General features: G+C 65.3%; 21 protein-coding genes. 7 read left to right on the top strand and 14 right to left on the bottom strand.

Translation table 11 applies throughout. From position 1 onward, the window contains the following. Positions 1-1332 (top strand): dihydrolipoyllysine-residue acetyltransferase, encoded by a 1332-nt coding sequence (aceF, locus tag VFW84_RS12585; protein WP_329680804.1) that lies wholly within the window; start codon positions 1-3, stop codon positions 1330-1332. Between the two features lie 11 nt (positions 1333-1343). Continuing rightward, positions 1344-3176 (top strand): dihydrolipoyl dehydrogenase, encoded by a 1833-nt coding sequence (lpdA, locus tag VFW84_RS12580; RefSeq protein ID WP_329680803.1) that lies wholly within the window; start codon positions 1344-1346, stop codon positions 3174-3176. Between the two features lie 12 nt (positions 3177-3188). Here the strand turns inward: lpdA and VFW84_RS12575 are convergent, their stop codons facing one another. The 8 genes from VFW84_RS12575 to VFW84_RS12540 all read right to left on the bottom strand — a co-directional run bounded on the left by VFW84_RS12575 (position 3189) and on the right by VFW84_RS12540 (position 15302). Next, positions 3189-4505, bottom strand: a complete 1317-nt coding sequence (locus VFW84_RS12575) for a hypothetical protein (RefSeq protein ID WP_329680802.1) — start codon at positions 4503-4505, stop codon at positions 3189-3191. A gap of 103 nt (positions 4506-4608) precedes the next feature. Continuing rightward, positions 4609-7803: an error-prone DNA polymerase gene (locus VFW84_RS12570; RefSeq protein WP_329680801.1), complete on the bottom strand. Its 3195-nt coding sequence runs from the start codon at positions 7801-7803 to the stop codon at positions 4609-4611. 14 nt (positions 7804-7817) lie between these two features. Beyond that, a complete protein-coding gene (locus tag VFW84_RS12565; protein ID WP_329680800.1) occupies positions 7818-9155 on the bottom strand; it encodes a DNA polymerase Y family protein in 1338 nt (445 codons plus the stop codon). Continuing rightward, complete coding sequence (gene imuA, locus VFW84_RS12560) at positions 9121-9900, bottom strand: translesion DNA synthesis-associated protein ImuA (RefSeq protein ID WP_329680799.1); 780 nt, start codon at positions 9898-9900, stop codon at positions 9121-9123. The genes VFW84_RS12565 and imuA overlap by 35 nt, the downstream gene beginning before the upstream one ends. A 62-nt stretch (positions 9901-9962) precedes the next feature. Further along, the gene (locus tag VFW84_RS12555) at positions 9963-11234 is read right to left on the bottom strand and encodes a diguanylate cyclase (protein ID WP_329680798.1); all 1272 of its coding nucleotides are present in this window, start codon (positions 11232-11234) and stop codon (positions 9963-9965) included. Then, the gene (locus tag VFW84_RS12550) at positions 11228-12595 is read right to left on the bottom strand and encodes a diguanylate cyclase (protein WP_329680797.1); all 1368 of its coding nucleotides are present in this window, start codon (positions 12593-12595) and stop codon (positions 11228-11230) included. The genes VFW84_RS12555 and VFW84_RS12550 overlap by 7 nt, the downstream gene beginning before the upstream one ends. Before the next feature lie 278 nt (positions 12596-12873). After that, on the bottom strand, positions 12874-14097 hold the full coding sequence (locus tag VFW84_RS12545; RefSeq protein WP_329680796.1) for a GGDEF domain-containing protein: 1224 nt from the start codon (positions 14095-14097) through the stop codon (positions 12874-12876). After that, a complete protein-coding gene (locus tag VFW84_RS12540; protein ID WP_329680795.1) occupies positions 14094-15302 on the bottom strand; it encodes a diguanylate cyclase in 1209 nt (402 codons plus the stop codon). Before VFW84_RS12540 ends, VFW84_RS12545 begins: the two co-directional genes overlap by 4 nt. A gap of 163 nt (positions 15303-15465) precedes the next feature. Here VFW84_RS12540 and VFW84_RS12535 point away from each other — a divergent pair, with 163 nt between their 5' ends. Genes VFW84_RS12535 through VFW84_RS12525 form a run of 3 tightly spaced genes read left to right on the top strand, consistent with a single transcriptional unit; the run spans position 15466 to position 18389 of the window. Continuing rightward, positions 15466-16455, top strand: coding sequence for an amino acid ABC transporter substrate-binding protein (locus VFW84_RS12535; RefSeq protein WP_329680825.1), 990 nt, complete (start codon positions 15466-15468; stop codon positions 16453-16455). A gap of 16 nt (positions 16456-16471) precedes the next feature. Beyond that, positions 16472-17326, top strand: a complete 855-nt coding sequence (locus VFW84_RS12530) for an ABC transporter permease subunit (protein ID WP_329680794.1) — start codon at positions 16472-16474, stop codon at positions 17324-17326. Position 17327: 1 nt separating this feature from the next. Next, positions 17328-18389, top strand: a complete 1062-nt coding sequence (locus VFW84_RS12525) for an amino acid ABC transporter permease (protein WP_329680793.1) — start codon at positions 17328-17330, stop codon at positions 18387-18389. Positions 18390-18540: 151 nt separating this feature from the next. On the opposite strand, the gene VFW84_RS12520 is transcribed toward VFW84_RS12525, so the two are convergent. From VFW84_RS12520 to mltG, 6 genes are all read right to left on the bottom strand, one after another. Continuing rightward, positions 18541-18747 carry a hypothetical protein gene (locus VFW84_RS12520; protein ID WP_329680792.1) on the bottom strand — a complete coding sequence of 69 codons (207 nt, stop codon included), beginning with the start codon at positions 18745-18747 and terminating at the stop codon, positions 18541-18543. A 143-nt stretch (positions 18748-18890) separates the two neighbouring features. Beyond that, positions 18891-19673, bottom strand: a complete 783-nt coding sequence (locus VFW84_RS12515) for a TatD family hydrolase (RefSeq protein WP_329680791.1) — start codon at positions 19671-19673, stop codon at positions 18891-18893. 57 nt (positions 19674-19730) lie between these two features. Beyond that, positions 19731-20132 carry a PilZ domain-containing protein gene (locus tag VFW84_RS12510; protein ID WP_329680824.1) on the bottom strand — a complete coding sequence of 134 codons (402 nt, stop codon included), beginning with the start codon at positions 20130-20132 and terminating at the stop codon, positions 19731-19733. 117 nt (positions 20133-20249) lie between these two features. After that, complete coding sequence (locus VFW84_RS12505) at positions 20250-21290, bottom strand: DNA polymerase III subunit delta' (RefSeq protein WP_329680790.1); 1041 nt, start codon at positions 21288-21290, stop codon at positions 20250-20252. Then, positions 21287-21952 (bottom strand): dTMP kinase, encoded by a 666-nt coding sequence (gene tmk, locus VFW84_RS12500; protein WP_329680789.1) that lies wholly within the window; start codon positions 21950-21952, stop codon positions 21287-21289. The genes VFW84_RS12505 and tmk overlap by 4 nt, the downstream gene beginning before the upstream one ends. Beyond that, entirely contained in the window at positions 21949-22941 is a 993-nt protein-coding gene (gene mltG / locus VFW84_RS12495) for an endolytic transglycosylase MltG (protein ID WP_414638977.1), read from the bottom strand. Before mltG ends, tmk begins: the two co-directional genes overlap by 4 nt. A gap of 102 nt (positions 22942-23043) precedes the next feature. On the opposite strand from mltG, the gene VFW84_RS12490 reads away from it, so the two are divergent. Next, positions 23044-24036, top strand: a complete 993-nt coding sequence (locus VFW84_RS12490) for a folate-binding protein (RefSeq protein WP_329680787.1) — start codon at positions 23044-23046, stop codon at positions 24034-24036. 96 nt (positions 24037-24132) lie between these two features. Then, positions 24133-24447, top strand: coding sequence for a DUF4936 family protein (locus VFW84_RS12485; RefSeq protein WP_329680786.1), 315 nt, complete (start codon positions 24133-24135; stop codon positions 24445-24447). Positions 24448-24459: the final 12 nt, after the last annotated feature.

The raw sequence follows: 24459 nt of genomic DNA, 5'->3' as shown, positions 1-24459 counted from the left end.
ATGGCACTCATTGAACTGACTGTGCCCGACATCGGCGACGTGTCCGATGCGGCCGTGATTGAACTGCTGGTCCAGCCCGGCGATCCCATCAAACTGGAGCAGAGCCTGATCACCATCGAGTCCGACAAGGCGTCGATGGAGGTGCCCTCGACCCATGCCGGGGTGCTCAAGGAGCTGCGGGTGCGCCTGGGTGACAAAGTCAGCCAGGGCTCGCTGGTGGCAGTGCTGGAGGTCGCGGAGGCGACTCAAGGCGCCGCGCCAGCGGCGGCTCCCGCCCCCGTGGCCGCCGCTGTGGTGACACCCGCGTCGTCACCTGCGCCGGTCGCTGCCGAGCCCGTCGAGCGGACCCACCCGACAGCCGCCCTGGCTGCGCTGCCGGCCGAGCCCAGCGCCAGCGTACCGCATGCATCGCCCTCGGTCCGACGTTTCGCGCGTGAACTGGGCGTGCCCTTGGCCCAGGTCCCTGGGAGTGGGCCCAAAGGGCGTATCACCCATGTGGACGTGCAGAACTTCGTCAAGGGAGCGCTCACCGGTGCGACCACGCCGGCTGCCCCTGTCGCCAGTGGCGGAGCGAGCACCGGGGTCGCCGACCTGGGTGGCATGACCTTGCTGCCCTGGCCCAAGGTCGATTTCAGCAAATTCGGTCCGATCGAGCGCCAACCGCTGTCGCGCATCAAGAAAATCTCGGGTGCGAACCTGCACCGCAACTGGGTGCGCATTCCCCATGTCACCAACCATGACGAGGCGGACATCACCGAACTGGAGGCCTTCCGCCTCAAGCTCAACGACGAGCACGCCAAGGCCGGGCTCAAGTTCACCTTGCTGGCCTTCCTGCTCAAGGCCTGTGCCGTGGCGTTGCGCAAGTTCCCGCAATTCAATGCATCGCTGGATGGCGACGACCTGGTGCTCAAGCAATACGTTCACATCGGCTTTGCGGCCGACACGCCCAACGGGCTGGTCGTGCCGGTGATCCGCGATGTCGACAGCAAAAGCCTGAGCCAGTTGGCCACCGAGACTGCGGCGCTGGCGGCCAAGGCCCGCGAGGGCAAGCTGACACCGGCCGAGATGCAGGGCGGCAATTTCTCGATCTCGTCGCTCGGGGGCTTTGGAGGCACCACCTTCACCCCGATCATCAATGCGCCCGAGGTGGCCATCCTGGGGGTGTGCCGATCGGCCATGAAGCCGGTGTGGAACGGCTCGGCCTTCGAGCCCCGTCTGATGCTGCCCCTGAGCCTGAGCTATGACCACCGTGTCATCGATGGCGCATCGGCCGCACGCTTCAATACCTACCTGGCCAGCTTGCTGGCCGATTTCCGCCGCGCACTGGTCTGAGGGGGCACGAGATGGCATTGATTCCTGTTCCCGTGCCCGATCTGGGCGACATCGCCGACGCTGCGGTCATCGAGATCCTGGTCAAGCCTGGCCAGCGCATCGAGGCCGAGCAGAGCCTGATCACCCTGGAGTCCGACAAGGCATCCATGGAGGTGCCCTCGCCCCGTGCCGGGGTGGTGGGCGAGATCACGGTCAAGCTGGGCGACAAGGTGAGCCTGGGTCAGCAGATCCTGACACTGGAGGTGGAGGAGGGTGCGGCCACCGCAGCCCCATCGACCGCCACAGCCACGCCGGTCGTGACGGCAGCGGTGCCTTCCGCCCCGGCGGTGCCTGTCGCGGCGCCCAGCGCGCCCTCGTCGACGACGCCCCCCCCGGTCGAGACCGATTGTGATGTGCTCGTGCTCGGCGGCGGCCCTGGTGGCTACAGCGCGGCCTTCCGTGCGGCGGATCTGGGGCTCAAGGTGATCTTGGTCGAGCGGTATGCCGAGCTGGGTGGCGTTTGCCTGAATGTGGGCTGCATTCCCTCCAAGGCCCTGCTGCATGTGGCCTCGGTGATGGATGAGGTCAAGCACTTTGCGGCTCTGGGGATCAGCTATGGCACGCCCCAACTCGATCTGGACAAGCTGCGTGCGCACAAGTCCGCGGTCACGGGCAAGCTCACAGGCGGCCTGGCGGGCATGGCCAAGGCGCGCAAGGTGCGCGTGGTGCGGGGTTACGGCAGCTTGATCGATGCACACCATGTGTCGGTCGAGGCCACCACGGGTGCGGCGCAGGACAAGACCGGCGAGTCCAGCACACTGAGTTTCAAGCGCTGCATCATCGCGGCGGGCTCGCAAGCGGTGCGACTGCCCTTCCTGCCTGATGACCCTCGCGTGGTCGACTCGACCGGGGCGCTGGCGCTGCCCTCCGTACCCCGGCGCATGCTGGTCATCGGTGGCGGCATCATCGGCCTGGAAATGGGCACGGTGTACTCCACCCTGGGTGCTCGCATCGACGTGGTCGAGATGAGCGACACCCTGATGCCCGGTGCCGATCGGGATCTGGTCGGCGTGTGGCAGAAGTTCAATGCACCACGCTTCGATCGCATCATGCTGGGCACCAGGACCGTGGGTGCCGAGGCCACGCCCGAGGGCATCCGTGTCAGTTTCGAGGCGGCCAAGGCCGGCGAGGCCGCGCCCGAGCCGCAGACCTATGACCTGGTCTTGCAGGCGGTGGGTCGCAGCCCCAATGGCCGCAAGATCGGTGCCGACAAGGCGGGGCTGAGCCCCAATGAGCGCGGCTTCATCCCGGTGGATGCCCAGATGCGCACCCAAGTGCCCAGTCTGTTCGCCATTGGCGACATCGTCGGGCAACCGATGCTGGCCCACAAGGCTGTGCATGAGGGCCATGTGGCGGCCGAGGTGATCGCAGGTGAGTTGCTGGGTGATGAGGCCCTGGCCCGCGTGGTCTTTGATGCCCGCGTGATCCCCAGTGTGGCCTACACCGACCCCGAGATCGCCTGGGTGGGGCTGACGGAGGAGCAGGCCAAGGCGCAGGGCATCGCACTCAAGAAGGGGCTGTTTCCCTGGGGGGCCTCTGGGCGCGCGCTGGCCAATGGCCGCGCCGAGGGCTTTACCAAACTGCTCTTTGATGCCGAGACACACCGCATTGTCGGTGGCGGCATCGTGGGCACGCATGCGGGCGACCTGATTGGCGAGGTGGCACTGGCCATCGAGATGGGCGCCGACGAGATCGACATCGGCAAGACCATCCATCCCCATCCGACCCTGGGTGAGAGTGTCGGCCTGGCTGCCGAGGCAGCGCATGGATCGTGCACCGACCTGATGCCGGTGCGCAAGCGCTGATCGGGACGCGCTTCAGCGCGGCAGGCTCTGGACCTGCTGTTGCAGCGCGACCAGGAATTCGTCGATGGTGCCCTGATCAAAGTCCACATGCTGGTGGCACAAGGTCAGGAACATCTTGTCGGCCAGCGATGACGCAGCCATGAAGAAGGACGGACCCACACTGAGCGGTCTCAGCTCGGTCAGCCGTGGGCCGTCTCCTTTGGGCTGCAGGACATCGGCACTGCCCAGGTTGGTCAGAAAGCAGGTGGTCTTGGCCAGACCGCCGCTCGCGCGCATGGATTGCAGCAGCTTGCTCATCAGCCGCAGGCCAATGAACGGCAGGCCTGCCAGCAAGAGATAGGGGATGGCGCGCTCATGGCGCTCGAAACGCGCCAGATGATCGGTGATCTGCTCGTGGATGGACTTGATCTGGTCCGCCAGAGAGCTTTCATGTCCTGCGCGGATCACCATGTTGACCACGAAATTGCCCATGCGTGGCGCATGACCCTCGGGAAAATACTTTCGCAAGTCCACGGCAATACGCAGCACCGCCTGCGCCTTGGGATCCTGACGGTGAGGCGCCAGAAAGATCTGGGCCAGACAGGCGGTCAGCAGGGTGTTGACCGTGGTGTTGGCCGCCTTGGCCGCCGCCTTGAACTGTGTCAGTGTGCAGGGCAGTTCGGCATGATGCACCTTGGCGTGGCTGAAGCGTGGGTAGTGGCGTGTCTGCAAGGTCACGATGCGAGCGCCCTTGGCGCGACGCGCATCGCGTCGATGGGCCTGCACCAGGGCCCACACCATGCCTGGCCACTGCCATGGCCGCCTGGGCCACAGGCCGAGCCTCTGGCTGGGTGACTCGATGGGGCTGGGTGACATGGCCTGCCCTTGCAGTCGGGCCAGCAGGGCCTGGGTCAGAAAGCCCATGGTGGCGCCATCGGCCATCACATGGTGCACATTGAAGATGAGCACAGGTTGCTCGGGGCGAGGATCGTAGACGGCCCGCCAGGGCAGATTGCGCTGCAGAGAAATCGGGGTATTGAGCTCTTGTGTGTGCGCGGCTTCGGTATGAGCCGGGGTGTCCATCGGCACCCCTGTCCACACACTGAAGGCGACATCGAACAGCTGACGCAGCAGAAATTCGTCGTCCAGCACTTCAAGCTGATAGGTGAACCACCCAGGGCTGAGCACAGCTCGCAAGCGCGGTTGGGCCATCATCAGATCCCACAGAGACTGCCTGAGAAGGTCCGTGTCCACCGGGCGATCGAATCGCAGCAGATAGGGCACGTTGATGGGCCCCATGGGGCCTTCCGCCACCAGATTGGCTTGTTCCGAACGGTTCAGTTTGATCAAGGTGGTGCTGTTCACATGCGTCCCGTGAGAGTGATACGGGGAAACCTTCACTGGAACTGCCCCTGACCGACTTGAATATAGCAACATCCAGAGACGGGTCTGTTCAGTGAAAATCCCGACTCTGGGTCATCAGGCGTCCCAGCAGGGGGCTCATGTCCTTGAGCCGATGGGCGATCAGGTGGCAGACCTCGCCCTGGCGCTGCCACACGCCATAGACCGCCAGCAGGCGAGCATGCACCAGTTCGCGCCGTTGCTTGTCACGCAGATCGCGCCAGACCACGACATTGACCGTCCCGGTTTCATCCTCCAGGGTCACAAAGACCACGCCCGAAGCCGTGCCCGGCTGCTGTCGAACGGTGACGATGCCGCAGGCGCGGGCCAGGCGGCCGTCGGGAAAATCGCTCATCTGGGCGGCGCTCAGCAGGCGCTGCGCAGCCAGTTGTGGCCGCAACAAGGCCAGAGGGTGACGACGCAGGGTCAGGCCCAGCGAGGCGTAGTCGAAGACGATGTCTTCGCCCTCCGGCGGCGCGGGCAGACTCAGGGGCGGCTCATGGACCGGTGAGGCCTGCAGCAACGGTGGCGGTCGGTGCAGGGCCGATGCGGCCCAGACCTGCTGACGGCGGTGTCCCGACAGACTGCGCAGCGCATCGGCAGCGGCCAGCGCCCGCAGGGAGGGCTGGTCCAGCCCGGCCAGACGCCCCAGGGTCTCGACCGAATCGATGAGCGCACCGCTGCGCTCGCGTGCCTGCACGATGCGCTCGGCCGCCTCGCGAGAGAGTCCGTCCACCATCCGCAAGCCCAGTCGCACCGGGTTCTGGGGTGCCCCAGGGCGCCAGGGGTGTGACAGCCCGGTCAGGATACAGTCGACCTCGCTGTGCATCACGTCGGGAGGCAGCACCTCCACACCATGGCGCTGCGCATCCTGCACGAGCTGGCTCGGCGAGTAAAAGCCCAGCGGTTGGGCATTGAGCAAAGCGGCGAGAAAGGCGGCCGGCTCATGGCACTTGATCCAGGCGCTCGCATAGACCAGCAGAGCAAAGCTGGCGGCATGAGACTCCGGGAAGCCGTAAGAGCCAAACCCTTCGATCTGCCGACAGATCTGCTCGGCAAACGCCAGCGTATACCCCCGCGCGGTCATGCCCTGCACGATGCGCCGCTGGTACTTGTCGATGTGGCCGGCACGCCGCCAGGCCGCCATGGCCCGCCTCAGGCCATCGGCCTCGCCCGGCGTGAACCCGGCAGCGATCACGGCCACCTGCATCACCTGCTCCTGGAAGATCGGAATGCCCAGGGTGCGGCCCAGCGCGGCTTCCAGTCCGGGCGGGGAGTCATTCTTCTCCAGACCCTGCCTGCGCTTCAAATAAGGATGGACCATGCCGCCCTGTATCGGGCCGGGACGAACCAGCGCCACTTCGATCACGAGGTCGTAAAACGTCTGGGGGCGCAGGCGTGGCAGCATGCTCATCTGCGCCCGGCTCTCGATCTGGAAGACCCCGATGGTGTCTGCCCGGCAGGCCATGGCGTAGGTGTCCGGGTCTTCGGCCGGAATGTCCTGCATCTGGAATGGCTGTCCTCGGCGCAGGCCGATGAGCGCCATCGCACGCCGCAGCGCCGTGAGCATGCCCAGTGCCAGCACATCCACCTTGAGCAAGCCCAGGGCATCGAGGTCATCCTTGTCCCACTGGATGACGCTGCGATCCGGCATGGCGGCGTTCTCGATGGGCACCATTTGGCACAGCGGCCCGCGCGAGATCACGAAACCACCGGTGTGCTGACTCAGGTGCCGGGGAAAACCCACCAGGGTGCGCGTGAGCTCCAGCCACTGCAGGACACGTGGATCCTGTGCATCCAGCCCGACCTCGCTCAGCCGCTCAGCCAGGGCGCTGTGTCCATCCCACCATTGCAGATTGCGGGCCGCACGATCGATCTCTTCCTGGGTGAAGCCCAAGGCCTTTCCGACATCCCGCAAGGCACTGCGAGTGCGGTAGGTGATGACGGTGGCGGTCAAGGCCGCGCGGTCGCGCCCGTACTTCGTGTAGAGATACTGGATGACTTCCTCGCGCCGTTGGTGCTCGAAATCGACATCGATGTCCGGAGGCTCATTGCGCTCGCGGGAGATGAAGCGCTCGAACAGCACCGCCGTGCGCGCCGGGTCGACCTCGGTGATGCCCAGGCAGTAACACACGGCCGAATTGGCTGCGCTGCCACGCCCCTGGCACAGGATCTGGCGCGAACGGGCAAAACGCACGATGTCGTAGACCGTGAGAAAGTAGTGCTCAAACGCCAGCTCGCTGATCAGGCTCAGTTCGTGTTCGATCTGGCGGCGCACGGCATCGGGCATGCCCTGGGGGAAACGTCGACGCGCGCCTTCGAAGGTGATGCGACGCAGGTAGCCGCCCGGGGTCTCACCCTCAGGCACGACCTCGTCGGGATATTCATAACGCAGCTCATCGAGCGTGAAGTGGCAGCACGCGGCGATCTCGATGGACGCCTGCATGGTGTCCGGCGGATAGCGCTGGCTCAGCCTCAGCCGACTGCGCAGATGCCGCTCGCCGTGACGCTCCAGGGCCAAGCCGCAGTGGGGCAATGATCGGCCCAAACGCGTGGCGGTCAGGACATCCTGCAGGGGTTTGCGCGAGCGCTGGTGCATCAGCACATCCCCTGTGGCCACGAGCGGCAGACCGCTGTGGGCACTGAGGTCTCGCCATGCCTGCAGCCAGCGCTGGTCTTCGATCGATTGATGCAAGGCCAGGCTCAGGGCGGCGCGACCAGGAAAGTGCGTCTGCACCCAGCGTGCCTGCTGCCGCGCGGCGAGCTGGTGGGCCTCATCCTGCCCAGGGGGCAGGGCCAGCAGGATCTGGCAGTCATCGAGCCCCCCCTGGCTCGCTGCCGCGGCCACTTGCGCCTGCGTGAGTCGATAGTGCCCCTTGTCCGCCGAGGCTCGGCGGACCCGTGTGATGAACTCGGACAGCAAGCCATACCCTTGCCGATGACAGGCCAGCACAACCAGGCGGAAAGGACAGCCCCCCTCATCCGGGATGACACTGAACTCACTGCCCACAATCAGCTTGAACGCCAGCGCAGGAATGGCCGTGTCAGGGTGCTTGCGGGCATCCCTGAGTGCCAGGTGTGCCCGCACGACACCGGCCAGAGAGCAGTCATCGGTCAGGGCCAGGGCGCTGTAACCCAGCGTCAGGGCGCGGTTGACCAGCTCCTCCGGGTGAGAAGCCCCTCGCTGGAAACTGAAATTGGACACGCAATGCAGTTCCGCGTAAGACGGCAGGACGGCTGGATCCATCACATCTCGCCAAGTCAGAAAAGACCGTGTACGAACCACGGAGGACGACCGGACCGGGGCAGGGCGCGTTCGCGGAACACCCACAGCAGACCGGACTGCTCGTGATGCGCGATGAAATAGTCGCGCGCCATGTGGGGCCCCTGGGCATCCCACCAACCGGCTTCGATGCGATGCGGCCCAGCCAGCAGACGCAGGGATGCCAAGGCCACTTCACGCGGCTCGGGCACCAACCAGCCTGGCTGGGGCAAGGGGTCCACGGCGACATCTGGGGGCACCGTGCTCACGCTTGCCAAGGAGTCCGGCGTCATGGGCTGCCAATGCTGGGCCTGCTCGGGCCGGTGATCGGCTCGCAACTGCCCCTGGCACACCTGTGAGCCCCCCAGCCGCACAGACAGGCGCTCCAGCAGGGCATGCAGATGCTGGCGGTGTTCACGCAACCCGGAAGGCGTTTGCAGACGGGCCGGCCCCGTGCCTGCCTGCGGGTCCAGCTCGCCGAACAGGTCCTGGCTGTGCAGGCTCAAGCGTGTGATGTTGTCCACCCTCAAGCACAGGCTGTCCACAGGCGCGAGCAAGGTGGTGCGGCGCAGATGTTCATCCAGCAGACGGGTGAGCCGCTGCAGATCACGGGTCGGATCGGCCAGAGGCACCACCAACTGCCCTGGGGTCTCGCTGTGATGGCGAGCGCCATCGTGCTGCCAGCGCAAGGTGAAGCGGCTCACACCGGCCTGTCGCCCCGCCAGCCAGGCGCACATGGCGCGCAAGAGATGTTCGGCCCCATGCAGCAGTGCCTGTGCATGGGCCACCCGACCGTGCAGGTCCAGGTGCTGCTCGAAGCGCTCGGGCAAACTCATCCACTCGAACACTTCGGGCGCTTGACCATAGGCCTGATCCAGCGCCAGCAGCAAGGCAGATCCGAAACGACGACTCAGCCCACCACGAGGCAGTCGACGCACATCACCCAAAGTGCGGCAGCCCAGTGGCGCCAGGGTGCGTTGATGCACCGCCACGGCGGACAAGGCACTCAAGGGCAGGGGGTCGAGCAAGGTGGACACGGGCGTGTCCCAGTCGCAGTGTCGCTGCGCTGACCATGAGGCATCGTGCTGCAGGCAGGCCAGGGCGGCCCCGGCCGTGCACGCCAGCCGGCCACCGGGGCAACCCATGGCTTGGGCCTCCTCCACCAGACGCGTGTACAGACGGTCGGGGCCACCGAAGAGACGCAAGCTGGCCTGCACTTCCAGGAGGATGTGCGATCCGACCTGAGCCACGCGGGGGGTGAACTGCAGGGCCCACCAGCCCAATGCGGTGACCGGCCAGGACTCAGCCGATGACAAGGCGATCCAGCGCTGGGACATGATCGATGCTTGAGACATGCCCCCGAGCCCAGGACATGGCTGGCGCCGGATGCCTTGGCACGGACGGATCGGATCGGTCCCTCAGGCCGGGCAGATCCGGCAGGGACAAGTCCAGTGTCTGCGTGAGCAGGGGGCCGCGCCGTTTCAGGATGTCCACCTCCAGGCGGGCCTGATGGGCCGACAGGCGAGCCAGCAGCCGCAAAGGCGCTGCAGACGCCTCGCGGGCGGCTGCGGCAGGCCGCATGGCAAACAGCAGACCGGGATGCCGTGTGGCGCAGGCCTGCAGACGTCGCATGTGTTCCGGGCGGGCCTGGGGCAACCAGCAGAGCACGGCACTGACGGCCTGAGCCTTGAGCGCCTGCTCGGCCGCCCACAGACGCTCCGCCTGCGAGGCACAGCGCACCCAGAACACCTGATGCGCGGCAAGCCCCCGCTGCACCAGGCCTGGCAGATGGGGTTGGTAGGGCGGCCCAATGAGGAAGACCACACCGCCACGATCCGTGAAGCAGCTCAAGGCTGGCGACAACAAACGCCAGATGGCGCAACTCTGGGGTGGCTGCAGGATCTCCGTCAGGGTCTGCAGGGGCCAGCCGCCTCCCGGCAACTCGGCATCCAGACTCGCATGTCCACTGGCCCAGCCCGCAGGGGCGTGTGTGCCCATCCGGTGTCCTCGCCACAGTTGAGGGGCCAGGTGTTCGGGCAGCAGGTGTTCAGGCAGCGGTCTGGCAGGAGCAGGGTGGTGCACAGCGATACTGTATATTTGAACAGTATCATACTGTGTCCAACCCCTGTGCGTCCAGCCCTGTCTCAGGCCTTGTCGATCACATTCACCCGGTTGCGCCCGCCATGTTTGGCATCGTAGAGGGCACGATCGGCCGAGGACACCAGCTTGTCCGCGGTCACACCTGCCATGCCTGGCACGGCTGTGGCGACGCCAACGCTCACGGTCACCACCGAGGCCGTGGGGGAGGCTTCATGACGCATCTGCAGGCGCTCGATGCTCTGGCGCACACGCTCGGCAGCCAGTTGGGCCACCGATGCATCGGCCTCCGGCAGCACGGCAATGAATTCCTCGCCGCCATAGCGCGCCACGAAATCCCCCGGTCGACGCAAGGAGCTCTCCAGCGCCTTGGCAATCTGCCTGAGGCACTCATCGCCTTCTGGGTGACCGTAATGGTCGTTGTAGGCCTTGAAGTGATCCACATCGAGCATCAGCACGGACATGGGCTTGCGGTCGATGCGGGCGCGCTCCCAGACCTGCGTCAGGTAGTCATGGAAATGCCGACGATTGGCCACCCCGGTGAGCACATCCGAGCGCGAGAGCTTTTGCAGGCGCATGTTGACATCACTGAGGTCCTCGACCAGGGTGTGCTCACGACGCAGCAGCAGGTAGCGACGGCGCCGAGCCTTTTCGACCAGATAGTTGGCGGTGAGCGTGAAGCAGATCGTCACGGCCAGCAACTCGATCATGGCGATGCGAATGGGGGCAGGGTAGTCGGGCACGATCATGACCCCTGTCACGCTCACGCACAGCACCCCCAGCGAGAACAGGATCGCAAACCGAAAGGCCAATTGCTGCACCAGATTGCCATAGATGACCACCACCAGGAAACCGGCATGGTAGTAGTGAACATAGGGGCTGCGGCTTTCGTAGAGGATCACGGCCAGGCACAAGGCGGCTCCCCATCCACTGATCAGGATCACCCAGTCCGTGAAGGACGTGAGCATGCCGTCAATGATCCTCTGTTTGTAATGCGTGCTTGAAAACAGCGTGATCAGACACAGGGGCGTGAACAGGACCACACGCACCAGCACGCTGAACCAGAACACATCTCGCGCCATGAGCCAGTCGACCAGCAGAAAGCTGTTGAAGATCAGCAAGGCCAACCAGCCGCTGCGCAAGGTGTGTGAGATGCGCCCGGCCAGGGTGGTGATCTGATAGTCACGCTCCAGGCCTCCTGGCAGATCCAGCTTCCAGAAGGATGAGTTCAATCCACGCTCGATCAGGGCGTGCACCGTTTCCGAATCCAGGCCCATGGCTGCCGCCGGTCTGCGCGCCATGTTCAACATGCTCAGCATGGCGGCGCTCCTGCAGCAGAGGACGAACTGCCGCCGGGCTGCAGCACCGTGGCCGTGTGCAGGCAGACACGGTTGCGACCTCTGTTCTTGGCCCGGTAGAGCGCCTCATCGGCCAGGGAAATCAGGCGCTGGGGCGAGGCATGCCGATCTGAAGGCCGCATCGTGGCCACGCCCACACTGACCGTGACCACCTGATCGACAAAGGACGCGGCATGGGGCAGGGCCAGGGCGTACACGGCACTGCGCACCCGCTCGGCGGCCGCCTCGGCCTGGGCCGGTCCGGCCTTGTAGAGCACGGCAATGAACTCCTCACCACCGTAGCGGGCCACCAGATCACCGGGGCGCCTCAGGCTATGGCGCAAGGCCTGGGCCACCTGAACCAGGCAGGCATCCCCTGCAGGGTGTCCGTAGTGATCGTTGTAGGGTTTGAAGCAATCGACATCCAGCATCACGATGCCCACCTCGGCATCGTCGCGCTTTGCACGCTCCCACAACTGGCTCAGGAAAGTGTCAAAGTGGCGACGGTTGGCCACCTGGGTGAGCGCATCGACCCGTGACACACGCTCCAACTGGCGGTTGGCGCTGCTCAGCTCCTGCTGCAGCAATTTCTGCCGCACGGCCAGCAGGTAGTTCAGACGTTCCTCGTGCTCCAGGGTGTAGAGGTAGAACAGCGTGAAGACGGCCGTGGACAGCAGGACCAGACCGATCGGCGCCATCAATTCCAGTTTGGGCTCAGGGAACAACCACAGCGAGCCTGCATACATCAGCAGCAGCGCCACGCAGGTGGGGGCCGCCAGCCAGAACCGGGTGCGGACATAGATGTTGGAGTACAGGATGATCATGGCCATGCCTGTGGTGTAGGCCTGGGCATGAGGGCTGTGGCTGCTGATGCACAGCCACATCTGGATCGCGCCAGCCAGCAGGTCGGCGCCGATGGCCATCGTCTCCCGCAGCAGAACATGGTGGATCTTGACCATGAGCCACAGACCGATCAGGCAGACGGGCGTGAAGATCCACAGACGCGCCATCAGTGCCTGGTCGAACATGTCCGGGATCATGGCGTAGTCCGAGATCAGGAACAGATTGAGGACGAAAGCCACCAGCGTGCCAGCGATCACCAAGGTCTTGAGGCGGTAGTCCGCCGTTTCACGCTGAAAGCGCGCCTCCAGCATGCGAGGAAAGCGCAACCATCCGATGCCGCCTCTGAGGGTGTCCTCGATCAGGGTGGACAAGGCACGGTCTTCAGGCGTCAGCGTGTCCGCGGCCGAGGGGTCCGCCGGCGCAGGCGAGACGGCAGGTCGAGTCCCATCCGCTGCAGCGCTGGCCGCAGCGGGGAGCATGGACTTCAAACCCTCGATCATGAATGAACTGCAGTGCTTTCTGGCTCAGGCCACGGGATGGCTAGGCCTGCTGCCGTCCATGTTACGACGAATGATGTCTTTTGTGACATCCATGTAAGTTGACATAATATACATTGTCGCAAGTTAATGAATGACACTGGGCACGGTGGGCTTAACGCTTCGCGTGCAGTCATTTTCGGCGGATTGGTGCATGGACTGTGCTGATCTGATCGTGCCATGCTGCACAAAAAGGCCTGGGACTTACCCGATAGGTACAAGCAGAGCGCTCCAAGCCAAGCTCAGTGAGCCGTGTCGAGCACCTGCATCGCCGGTGAAATCTCCACCCGGTTTCGGCCCAATCGCTTGGCCTCATACAGCGCCGCATCGGCGCGGGCCAGCAAGTCGCCGCTCAGCGCCTGGTCTGCCGCCGGTGTCGCGATGGCCACGCCCACGCTCACCGTGACCGTGGCGGCCGTGCCCGATCGCTCATGACGCAACCCCAGCCCCTGGATCGTCTGCGTGATGTGGCGCGCCACGCTCATGGCCTGGTCCGCATCCTTGCCAGCCAGGACCACGGCAAACTCTTCCCCGCCCCAACGAGCGACCAGGCCATCCCGGCCCGTCACTTGATCCTGGAGCGCCCGCGCCACGTAGCGCAGGCATTCGTCACCCGCCGGGTGGCCATAGTGGTCATTGAATGCCTTGAAATGGTCGACATCCACCAGCAGCAGGGCCACGGCCTGCCCGCTGCCACGACGCGCGTCCCAGACCGTGCGCAGGAAATCATCGAAATAGCGTCGATTGGCCACACCCGTCAAAGGGTCCATCAAGGACGATGCTTCCAGTTGCTGGCGCGTCTGGTGCAATTGCTCCCTCAAATCCTGTGCCCGCAACAGTTGCAGATAACGTTCGCGCTCATCGCGCTCCAGCCGATAGTTGGTGATCAATGTGGAGCCCGCCATGACAAACATGAAGGCGGGCATGGTGATCAGCAGGCCCGCAGACACCGTGTCCAGGGCCAGGCTCAGGCAGGCCAGCTCCAGCAGCAGGATGCTCGCCGAAAAGGCCACCGCCACACCAAACCTCAGGCGTTGCACCACGTTGCCATAAATGAGCACGGGGACAAAGCCACCGTGGTAGTACACCAGCCAGTTGCTCTGCTGAATGGTGGGATTGAAGACCAGAACCGCCGCCATGGTCATGGCCGCCAGCAGTCCTGTGAGTGCGATGCCATATTCGATCCATCGCGGCGGCAGATGGGCCAGCATCCAGTTGCGGTAGCGCATGCCCAGCAGCAGCACACCGACGGACAGTGGCGTGAAGACGCCCAGCCGCAAGGCCAGCGCCAGTTGAAACACATCGGGCGCGATGTGCCAGTCCACCAGCAGAAACAGGTTGTAGACCAGCAAGGCAATCCAGCCACTGGCCATGAAATGCTGCAATCGCGATGCCGCGGTCGACTCGTTGAAGAGCCGTTCGACCTCCGGCGCATCGAACTGCAGTTTGAGCCGGTGCATCCTCATGCTGCGCAAGACCTCTCCGAGGGCATCGGATGGCTCAGTCGGGCCCAGACGCGATTGCGCCCTCGCCCCTTGGCCTCATACAAGGACATGTCCGCTGTGCGAACGAACTCCTCGATGCTGCTCTCGGGACCAGGGTCGACCGAGGTCACGCCGATGCTGACCGTCACCATCGGTGCCGTGGGGGACGCCGCATGCAGCAGGCCCTGAGCCTGAACCGACAGCCTGACCCGCTCTGCTGCCTGCTGGGCCATTTCCAGCGAGGCCCCATTCATGATCACGGCGAACTCTTCACCGCCCCAGCGAGCCACCAGATCACGAGGCTTGCGCAAACAGGCGCCAATGGCCTGCGCCACGGTGCGCAGACACTGGTCTCCGGCTTGATGCCCGTATTGGTCGTTGTAGGCCTTGAAATGATCCACATCGATCAGCAGCAAGGCCACCGATGAACGTTGTGCCAGAGCGCCCTGCCAGACCTGTCCCAGGAAATCATCGAAATGGCGTCGGTTGGCCACCTCCGTGAGGGCGTCCGTACGGGCCGTGCGGGCGAGCGCATCATTGGCCTGGCTGAGCTCCGCTTGCAGAGCCCGCTCCTGCATGTCCAGCAAGTACGCCTGCCGCTCGCTGTGCTCCAGGCGGTAATTGCCATACAGCGTGAACACCATGGTGGCCACCAGCAAGAGGCTGGTCGCCACGCCAAGGGGATCCTGCACGGCATCCAGCATCACGATGACCGCCCCCTGCCCCACCGCAATCAACAGACACATCACGACCATGGGCCAGAACCGCCCGATGCCGGTCGCAAAAACCACCACGATATTGATGGTGACCAGCGTGCTCAGTGCCATGTCACTGTCACTGACCAGCACCAGGGAAAAACACAAGGCGGAGGCCACCACGCCAGCCAGCGCAATCGACCACTCGGTCAGGAAGGGCTTGCGCAGACTGTAGACCAGCAGCATGCCGATCAGACAGGCCGGCAGGAAGATCCCCAGACGGAAGGCCAGCGCGAGATCCAGACTGTCATGGATGAGGAAGTAGTCCGACAGAAGAAAGCCACTGAAAAGAGCAATGGCACCCAGGCCACTCCACAGCACCATCCTCAGGCGTTCAGCGGCACCGCCAGACTGAAACTGGCACTCCAGATCCGCGGGGAACTTCAACCACGCAAATCCTTTGGCCAGGGTGTTGTCAATCAGACGGCACATAACAAATCACGGCTACAACGTACACCCCGAACCTTAAAGGCTTGCCTTATGCTTTGGCTTCGTGTCCGAGTGCACGCTTTCCCGAGTCAATATGCGTAATAGTCAGCTTTCCGTCAATTGTTCACGACCCTGGGGTCGGGCCTGGCAGTTCACGTCCCTGGCCATGCTGGCAGCGGCCTGCGCGCTCCCGGCGCATGCGGGCAGCGTGCTGGATGGGGTCAAACAACGAGGCCAGTTGCGCTGCGGCGTGAGCACGGGCGTCGTGGGGTTCTCGGCACCGGAAACCGGCAACCGCTGGAAGGGCCTGGACGTGGACATCTGCCGCGCTGTGGCGGCGGCCGTCCTGGGCGATGCCAACAAGGTCAGCTACACACCCCTCAATGCCCAGCAGCGCTTTGCGGCCCTGCAGTCGGGGCAGATCGACATCCTGTCGCGCAACACCTCCTGGACGCTGACCCGGGATGCCTCCCTGGGCTTCCATTTCGTGGCGGTCACCTACTATGACGGGCAGGGCTTTCTCGTCCCCAAGAAGCTGAAGGTCAACAGCGCTCGCCAGCTCAAGGGCGCTCAGGTCTGCGTGCAGGCCGGCACCACCACCGAAAAGAACCTGGCCGACTTCTCGCGCCGCCACCAGCTCAACATCAAGCCGGTGGTCTACGACTCCTTCGAAGCGGCATTCAAGGCGTTTTTCTCGGGACGCTGCCAGGCCTACACCACGGACGCCTCGGGTCTGGCCAGCGTGCGCAACAAGGAAGCGCCCAAACCCGATGACTACCTGATCCTGCCCGAACTGATCTCCAAGGAGGCCCTGGGCCCCATGGTGCGCCGCGGCGATGACGAGTGGCTGGCGATCACACGCTGGACCATCTACGCCCTGATGGAAGCGGAAGAGCTGGGGCTGACCCAGGCCAACATCGAGCAGCGTCGCAAGGACCCCGATCCGGCCATTGGCCGCTTCACCGGCTCGGGTGAAGACCTCGGCAAGCTGCTGGGCCTGGACAAGGCCTGGGCCGTGCGTGCCGTTCAGGCCGTCGGCAACTACGGCGAGATCTTCGAGCGCCATGTGGGCCAGGGCTCGCCGCTGAAGCTGGCGCGTGGCCTGAACCGCTCCTGGACCCAAGGGGGCCTGATGTACCCGCCCCCCCTGCGTTGAGCGCCCGCGCCTGAGCATGCTGGACTTTCTGACACAGCCCGCCGGATTCGACATCGGCGAGACCGGCGGCTGGCTTTTTGACGCACAGCAACCCTTGTGGCACGCCTTTGCCGTGGGGCTGGGCAACACTTTGCGCGTCAGCCTGCCCGCCATCGTGCTGGCGCTGGCGCTGGGCACGGTGCTGGGCCTGGGGCGGCTGTCCGCCCTGCCCGTTCAGCGACGCCTGTCGCTGCTGCTGGTCGACACCTTCCGCAATGTGCCCCTGCTGGTGCAGTTGCTGATGTGGTACTTCGCACTGGTGGAGATCCTGCCCGACCCATCATCTGCCGTGGCCCTGCTTCCCGGCGTCTGGCTGAGCAAGGGGGGCTTGAGCTTTCCCTGGTGGGACGGCGCCGTCGGCGCCTGGAGCGTGCCCGTGCAGGAGCCCTTCAACGTCCAGGGGGGCGCCGCGCTCACGCCGGAGTACCTGGCCGTGCTGATGGCGCTGAGCACCTACACCGGGGCCTTCATCGCCGAGATCGTTCGCGCAGGCGTGCTGTCCGTGCCGCGCAGCCTGCTGGAAGCCGCCGAAACCCTGGGCGCCACCCAGGCCCAGATGCGCTGGCGGGTCCTGCTGCCCCAGGCCTGGCGCGCCATCATGCCGCCGCTGAGCAACCAGATCCTCAACCTGATCAAGAACTCCTCGCTGGCCGTGGCCGTGGGGTATCCGGATCTTGTCTCGGTGGGCAACACGGCCCTGAACCAGACCGGCAGGGTGTTCGAGTGCATGGCCTTGATGATGCTGGTGTACCTGCTGCTGTCGCTGCTGGTGTCGACCTGGATGAACCGATCGGCTCGTCTGCACCGTGAACGCGCCGCTGCGGGAGGCTGAGATGGCACGCAGCCCCCTGTCAGCCTGGTTGAAACAGGCGCCCTGGCTGGCGCTGGCGGGCTTCGTGGCCTGGCATCTGCTGGACTGGGCACTGATCCAGGCCGTGTTCCGCCCCGACCTGGCCGCCTGTCAGGCCTTGGCGCGTGAAGGCGCTTGCTGGGGCGTGGTGCCCCAGAAGGGCCTGACCTGGTTGTTCGGACGCTACCCGGAGGAGTGGCGCTGGCGCCCAGCCCTGAGCCTGCTGCTGTGGGCCGCAGCGCTGCTGCTCTTGCTCCGGCCGCTGTGGCCCGCCAGGCTCAAGGGGCCGCTGAACGGGCCTGTGCTCGGGTCCGTGCTACTTCTGTGCCTGGGCGGCCTGGCCTTGCTGGCCGGGCACACCGCTTTGGGGCACCCTTCCCTGGCCCCCGTGGACTCATCCCAATGGGGCGGCCTGCCATTGACGCTGCTGCTCACAGCAGGGGCCTTGTCCTGCAGTCTGCCCCTGGCTCTGCTGCTGGCCTGGGCCCGACTGTCGCCCCGGGCTCTGTGGTCCTGGCCCGCCGTGCTGGTGATCGAAGTGGTTCGTGGCGCACCGCTGGTGATGTGGTTGTTCATGGCGGCCTTCCTGCTGCCCGCGCTCCTGCCCGAGGCCTGGGGCGTCGGGCCCGTCGCACGGGTGTGGCTGGTGACCACGGTGTTCTCGGCCGCCTACGCCGCCGAGATTCTGCGGGGCAGCCTCAGGGTGGTGGCGCAGGATCAGACCGAGGCGGCCACGGTGCTGGGCGCACACTGGTGGCAGCGGCAGCGGTTGGTGATCCTGCCCCAGGCCTTTCGCAGTGCCCTGCCCGCCCTGGTGAACCACACCATCGGGCTGCTCAAGGACACGGCCCTGGTCATGGTGGTCAGCCTGCAGGACCTGACGGGATCGCTCTCCATGAGCCTCAATGGCGATGCCGACTGGCGGCCCTACTTCCTGGAGGCCTACCTCTTCATCGCGCTGGTGTATGCAGCGATGTGTCTGGGTGTGGCGGCTGTGGGGCGAGCCCTGGAGCGGCGCTACCCGGCCCTGGGCGTGGGCCAATAAAAAAGGTTCTTCGCGGAATTTCGGGATGAACCATAAAAAAGGCCCACCGATGACGGTGGGCCAAATTTCAACACACACACTTGCCGCACGAGAAAACTGTCTCCGCCGGCGATCGCGTCTCCAAATGGAGTTCGCGATCAGAACACCGCGCTCACTGAGCGTCGATGTCGGCGATTTCGAGATCGGAATCCGTGTCTGCCTCATCCGAGGCAGACAGGGGAATGAGGGGCTTGTCCAGGGGACGGCACACGCGGCTTTGCAGGCGGTTGAGGCGCTCCGAGCGCTCCATGGCTTCCACCACGGCCTGTGGATCCATCATCAGTGCAAAGGGGTTCGAATAGATGCTCTGCTTTTGCATACCGCCTCCAGTGGGGAGTGAATTTGACCGTTTGATGGGTCCACTGTAGGAGGAGGTAACAAGATGCACCAGTCGTCGAAGCGCCAAACCTCGTGTCAGAAAAAGCCTGACAAGGGTTTTTCTTGGACTCGTGAACTATGCACTCAGGCCAGCACCAGCGGGAACAGCGTGTCGAAGTTGCGAGAGGTGGCCTGGCCCACGTCTTCCACGCTCAGGCCCTTGATCTCGGCCAACTGGCGCGCCACCAGGGGGACCCACGCGGGAGTGTTGGTCTTGCCACGGTGAGGCGCAGGTGCCAGGTAAGGACTGTCGGTTTCGATCAGGCAGCGGTCCAGCGGCACGAAACGGGCCACCTCACGCAGATCGACCGCGTTCTTGAAGGTCAGGATCCCTGAGAACGAGATGTAGAACCCCAGGTCGAGCGCCGCACGCGCCACCGCCTGTGTTTCGGTGAAACAGTGGAAGACACCACCCACCTGCCCTTGCCCCTCATCTCGCAGGATGCTCAGGGTGTCCTCACTGGACGAACGGGTGTGGATCACCAGCGGCAGGCGGGTTTGCCGCGCCGCACGGATGTGCACACCAAAGCGCTCACGCTGCCAAGCCATGTCGGCATGGGTGCGCTCGCCCACGCGGTAGTAGTCCAGCCCGGTCTCACCGATGCCCACGATGCGGGGCAAGGCCGCGCGCTGGAGCAGATCGTCCAGCGTAGGCTCCTGAACGCCCTCGTTGTCAGGGTGCACACCCACCGTGGCCCACAGCTGAGGATGCTGGAGCGCCAGTTGATGAACCTGGGGGAATTCTTCCAGCGTCGTGCTGATGCACAGCGCCCGATCGACCTGGGCCTGTGCCATGTCGGCCAGCACCGTATCAAAGGTGTCGGCGTACTGCGGGAAGTTCAGATGGCAATGCGAATCAACGAACATGGGAGCAAAGACCGTGAGCAGGCTGTCAAGCCTGCGATTGTCGACCCAAAACCAGGGTCAGAGGGTCTGTGTGGGTTTGGCCGACGAGATGGCGGTGCCCAGCACCTGCTCGATCTTGACGCGCAGCACGCGGGTCTTTTCGTCGCTGGGGAACTTGACGCCCACGCCTTGCGTGCGCCCACCCGAGGCATTGGCCGGGGTGATCCAGGCGATCTTGCCCGCCACGGGGTAGCGCTGGCCATCCTCGGGCAGGGACAGCAGCAGATAGATGTCGTCACCCAGCCGATACTCGCGGGTGGTTGGCACAAAAAGCCCACCGTCGGTGAAGGCCGGAATGTAGGCGGCGTACAAGGCCCCCTTTTCGCGGAACACCAGCTGGATCACGCTGGGCCGAGCCGGAGAAGATGGCGTCGACGCAGCACTGCCCCCCAGGGGCGACAGACCCGTGGGCAGTGACATCATCGTGGAAGGCCCGATCGCCGTGGCAGAAAACCCGGTCGCCGGCAGTGCAGTTGGCTGGAAGTCGCTCATCGTGGTGGCAAGTTTACCGGCTTGACGCCCCGTGCGTGCGTGAAATCACACACGTTTACCCGAGGCGACCGCCCGGCGAGCCTGGAAGAGCAAGGCTTCGATCTTCAAGGGACCATTCCAGGGGTGATCGGCGTGCCGTTGCACCTTGCGCAATTCGATGGACCACGCCGTGAGGCGCTCCAGTTGCCCTTGCGCATGGAGGGCATCGGCCGGGAAAAAGCGCGCCGCGCCACCCGCACAGAGGCAAGCCAGGTCATGGCAGAGCTTTTGCAGCAGATCCACCACCTTGGGCAAGGGCCAGCTGGCCCAGTTGCCCGCACGGCCACGCTCGATGTCGGGCAGCACACCCCGCCAGAGCTCAGGGCTCCAGCCCATCTGCAGCAACTCCAGCGCCCCTTGTGGGCTGCCCCCGGCGGCGGCCAACACCATCTCGGCGTCGGCATCGCTCAGGCGTGTGCCGCCCTGCCCCTGCAACCATTCACGCACCTGCGCCGCCTCGGGCGTGGGCAAGCGCCAGGCCTGGCAGCGGCTGCGCACCGTGGGAAGCAGATCGTCCAGAGAGCCACAACTGAGCACGAAACGCACATGGCCCGGCGGCTCTTCCAGGGTCTTGAGCAGGGTGTTGGCGGCGATCGTGTTCATGCGGTCCGCGGGGTGCACGACCACGACCTTGGCGCGACCCCGCGACACGGTGCTCTGCGAGAAAGTCACCACCTGGCGAATGGCATCGACCTTGATCTCGGCGCTGGGCTTGCGCTTTTTGCCATCGCCCTTGTCGTCGCCGGCGTCGTCCGGACCATGCTCCCAGCCCAGGCTGGCTTGCAAGGCTTCGGGCACGATGACCTTGAGGTCGGGGTGGTAGCCCTGATCCACCAGGTGGCAGCTCGGGCAGGCATCACAGCCAGGCGCCATGGGTGCCCCCGGCGCGCGAGGGGCTTCACACAACCAGGCCTTGGCCAGGGCCAGGGCGAGCTCCAGTTGACCGCCTCCTGCATCACCATGGATCACGGCCGCCGAGGTCCGCAAGCGATCCAGCGCCTCGCTGAGCGCCGGGGCCTGCCAGGGCAGCAAGCTCAGACCGCTCACCACCAGCCTCGCTGCGCCATCACGGCTTCCACCTGCAGCGCGACCTCATCGGGGGTTCGAGCCGCATCGATGACCGCAAAGCGTGCCGGCGTGGCTTGCATGCGAGCCAGATAGCCTGCGCGCACGCGCTCGAAAAAGGCCCGGTCTTGCGCCTCGAAGCGATCCGGGCTGCGTGCGGCGCTCAGGCGCTGCGCGGCAATGGCCGGATCCACGTCAAAGACCAGGGTCAGGTCGGGTTGGCGCCCCTGCTGTACCCAGGTCTCCAGGGTGCTGAGCACCGACAGGTCAAAACCCCGCCCCCCACCCTGGTAGGCGAAGGTGGCATCGGTGAACCGATCGCACAGCACCCATGCGCCACGCTGCAAGGCGGGCTCGATCACATGATGGAGGTGATCGCGTCGCGCGGCGAAGACCAGCAAGGTCTCGGTCAGGGGGTCCATGGGCTGATGCAGCACCAGCTCGCGCAGGGATTCGGCCAGGGGCGTGCCACCGGGTTCGCGGGTGCGCACCACATCGCGGCCTGCCGCACGCCAGCGCTTCTCGAGCTCGTCGAGGTGGCTGGTCTTGCCCGCGCCATCGATGCCTTCGAAGGTCACGAAACGGCCTGGCACGCCCGCTGGGGCGTCAGGGTTCAGGCCGGTGGCCAGGGTCGAGTCGGTCATGGGCGGTTTCGCTGGTAGCGGTTGACGGCGCGATTATGCTCAGTCAGCGTCTCGCTGAAGGCGCTGCGGCCGTTGCCTTGTGCCACGAAGTACAAAGCGCGGGTAGACGCCGGCTGCACGGCGGCCAGCAAGGCGGCCTTGCCGGGCATGGCGATCGGCGTGGGCGGCAGGCCACCACGCGTGTAGGTGTTGAAGGGGGTGTCGGTCTGCAGGTGCACCTTGCGCAGATTACCGTCAAAGGACGCTCCCAGGCCGTAAATCACGGTGGGATCGGTCTGCAGGGGCATGTTGATGCGCAGGCGGTTGCAGAAGACGGCGGCGATCAGCCCCCGGTCCGCTTCGTGCCCGGTCTCCTTCTCGACGATGGACGCCAGGATCAGGGCCTGCTGGGGCGTGCTCAGAGGGCAGTCCGGGCTGCGCAAGGCCCAGGCGGCCTCCAGATGACGAACCATGGCCTTGTGAGCGCGGCGCATCACGGCCAGGTCGCTGCTGCCCTTGGCATACGCATAGGTGTCAGGGAAGAACTGCCCTTCCGGTGCCAGTCCTGGCGCGCCCAGCTCGGCCATGATGGCCTCGTCGCTCATGCCTTGCGATGCCGCCCGCAGACCGGGGGACTGGGCCAGCTCCTGCCGCCAGCGCCGGAAGGTCCAGCCTTCGATCAGCTTGACGCGGGCCAGGCTTTCGTCACCCTGCACCATCATGCTGAGCAACTGGCGCGGGGTGACGCCTGCACTGACCTCGTAGCTGCCGGCACGGATGCCTCTGGCCTGTCCTGACCAGCGGAACCACTGGTAGAGCATCCATGGCGAGGTCTGCACCCCCGCCTCGACCCAGTTCTGCGCCACGGTGCGTGGGGTGAGCCCCTGCTCGACCGAGAGTTCGACAGAGGGCTGCGCCAGCGGCAAGGCCTGTCCGGCCCACCACCACAAGCCGCCGAAGGCCGCGCCCAGCGCCAAGGCGGCCGCCAGGGCCAGGCCGATCAGCCAGATCAGAAGCCCCCGCCCGGCAAGGGCCCGAGGGACATGAGTGCGTTGAAGGGACAAAGCCCGAGTGTCTGCATGGAAGTTCACGGCGGTGATCATAATCACCTCATGAACACGAACTCACTCCCCGATGTGTCAAATTGGGCCGGTGCCTGCACGGTGTCGACCCTGGCCTGCATCAAGGCGCAAGGTGCCGATGCAGCCACGTTTCTGCATGGACAGCTGAGCCAGGACGTGCAGTCCCTGGGCCCCCAGGAGGCCAGGCTGGGTGCCTATTGCTCCGCCAAGGGGCGCATGCTGGCCAGCATGCTGCTGCTGGCGCCCCAGCCAGAACAGGTCTGGCTGTTGTTGTGTGACGACGTGCTGCCCGCCACGCTCAAGCGCCTGCAGATGTTCGTGCTGCGCGCCAAGGCCAAGCTGAGCGACGAACGCGGCACCACGGCGATCGTGGGGCTGGTCGGCACAGCGAGCCTCGCCGCCATTCCCGGGGCTGACTCAGCGGCCTTGAGCAGGCCCTACCAGGTTCAGGTGCTGCCCGCAGCATCGGCCGACGACGCCAGCACCACCGTGCTCGTGCGATTGCCCGATGTGCAGGGCCTGGCGCGCTGGCTGTGGATCGGCCCTCAGGCAGCCGCGCAAGGTCTGATGGCTGCACTGCCCGCCCTGGACGCAGATCGATGGGCCTGGCTGGACGTGATGAGTGGCGTGCCACAGATCGAGGCGGCCACGGTGGACCAGTTCGTGCCCCAGATGGTCAATTTTGAAATCGTGGGCGGCGTGAACTTCAAAAAGGGGTGCTACCCCGGGCAGGAGGTGGTGGCGCGCAGCCAGTACCGAGGCACGACCAAGCGCCGCGTGTTCCTGGCCCATGCCGATGCGGCGATCACGCCGGGCCAGGAAGTGTTTGCAGCCGACGATCCGGGGCAACCGGCGGGTCTGGTGGTCAACGCCGCCACCCGGCCCATGTCGGACGGTGAAGCTTCGGCCCTGATCGAGCTCAAGCTGGCACATGCGGGCAGCGCCCTGAGCGTGGGCGCCCTGGAGGGCCCGGCTCTCACACTGGCCCCCCTGCCGTATGAGCTGCCCGGCGGCGACGACTGAAAACAAGAGACAATCCGCGCACTCTGACACGCGACACTGGCGTCCGGCCTGCGATCCTGGGTCGGCGCCTGCGTTTTTGTCGCAAGATGACCGCCAATGCTCTCTCTCTACATCTACTACCAGGTCCACCCTGACCACGCCGCCGTTCTGCAGGGCGCCGTGCAGGACATGCAGGCCCGCTTGCGCTCGGCCATGCCGGGCCTGGCGGCTTCGCTGCATGTGCGCGAGGACGCCGGCGCCAGCGCGCTCACCTGGATGGAGATCTACCACTTCAACGGCCACGCCGATGACCGCGCCTGGGCCACATTCGAGGGCGCGCTGGCCATGCAAGCGGCGCAACTGCCAGAAGGCCTGATCGGTGCGCGCCAGGTGGAGCGTTTTCGCGCCCTGCCCGCCCGAACGGCCCACTGACCCACGAACTTC

Origin of the sequence: Aquabacterium sp., assembly GCF_036279655.1 — a bacterium.
In the GTDB taxonomy this organism is placed as follows: Bacteria; Pseudomonadota; Gammaproteobacteria; order Burkholderiales; family Burkholderiaceae_C; genus Aquabacterium.
This window is presented reverse-complemented; position numbering and strand designations above follow the sequence as displayed.

What these genes read in the sequence shown, in the direction of transcription:
- aceF (WP_329680804.1), top strand. Translation starts at nt 1, where the DNA reads ATGGCACTCATTGAACTGACTGTGCCCGACATCGGCGACGTGTCCGAT.
- lpdA (WP_329680803.1), top strand. Translation starts at nt 1,344, where the DNA reads ATGGCATTGATTCCTGTTCCCGTGCCCGATCTGGGCGACATCGCCGAC.
- VFW84_RS12570 (WP_329680801.1), bottom strand. Translation starts at nt 7,803, where the DNA reads ATGGATCCAGCCGTCCTGCCGTCTTACGCGGAACTGCATTGCGTGTCC.
- VFW84_RS12565 (WP_329680800.1), bottom strand. Translation starts at nt 9,155, where the DNA reads ATGTCCCAGCGCTGGATCGCCTTGTCATCGGCTGAGTCCTGGCCGGTC.
- VFW84_RS12555 (WP_329680798.1), bottom strand. Translation starts at nt 11,234, where the DNA reads ATGCTGAGCATGTTGAACATGGCGCGCAGACCGGCGGCAGCCATGGGC.
- VFW84_RS12550 (WP_329680797.1), bottom strand. Translation starts at nt 12,595, where the DNA reads ATGATCGAGGGTTTGAAGTCCATGCTCCCCGCTGCGGCCAGCGCTGCA.
- VFW84_RS12545 (WP_329680796.1), bottom strand. Translation starts at nt 14,097, where the DNA reads ATGAGGATGCACCGGCTCAAACTGCAGTTCGATGCGCCGGAGGTCGAA.
- VFW84_RS12540 (WP_329680795.1), bottom strand. Translation starts at nt 15,302, where the DNA reads ATGTGCCGTCTGATTGACAACACCCTGGCCAAAGGATTTGCGTGGTTG.
- VFW84_RS12535 (WP_329680825.1), top strand. Translation starts at nt 15,466, where the DNA reads ATGCTGGCAGCGGCCTGCGCGCTCCCGGCGCATGCGGGCAGCGTGCTG.
- VFW84_RS12530 (WP_329680794.1), top strand. Translation starts at nt 16,472, where the DNA reads ATGCTGGACTTTCTGACACAGCCCGCCGGATTCGACATCGGCGAGACC.
- VFW84_RS12525 (WP_329680793.1), top strand. Translation starts at nt 17,328, where the DNA reads ATGGCACGCAGCCCCCTGTCAGCCTGGTTGAAACAGGCGCCCTGGCTG.
- VFW84_RS12520 (WP_329680792.1), bottom strand. Translation starts at nt 18,747, where the DNA reads ATGCAAAAGCAGAGCATCTATTCGAACCCCTTTGCACTGATGATGGAT.
- VFW84_RS12515 (WP_329680791.1), bottom strand. Translation starts at nt 19,673, where the DNA reads ATGTTCGTTGATTCGCATTGCCATCTGAACTTCCCGCAGTACGCCGAC.
- VFW84_RS12510 (WP_329680824.1), bottom strand. Translation starts at nt 20,132, where the DNA reads ATGTCACTGCCCACGGGTCTGTCGCCCCTGGGGGGCAGTGCTGCGTCG.
- tmk (WP_329680789.1), bottom strand. Translation starts at nt 21,952, where the DNA reads ATGACCGACTCGACCCTGGCCACCGGCCTGAACCCTGACGCCCCAGCG.
- VFW84_RS12490 (WP_329680787.1), top strand. Translation starts at nt 23,044, where the DNA reads ATGAACACGAACTCACTCCCCGATGTGTCAAATTGGGCCGGTGCCTGC.
- VFW84_RS12485 (WP_329680786.1), top strand. Translation starts at nt 24,133, where the DNA reads ATGCTCTCTCTCTACATCTACTACCAGGTCCACCCTGACCACGCCGCC.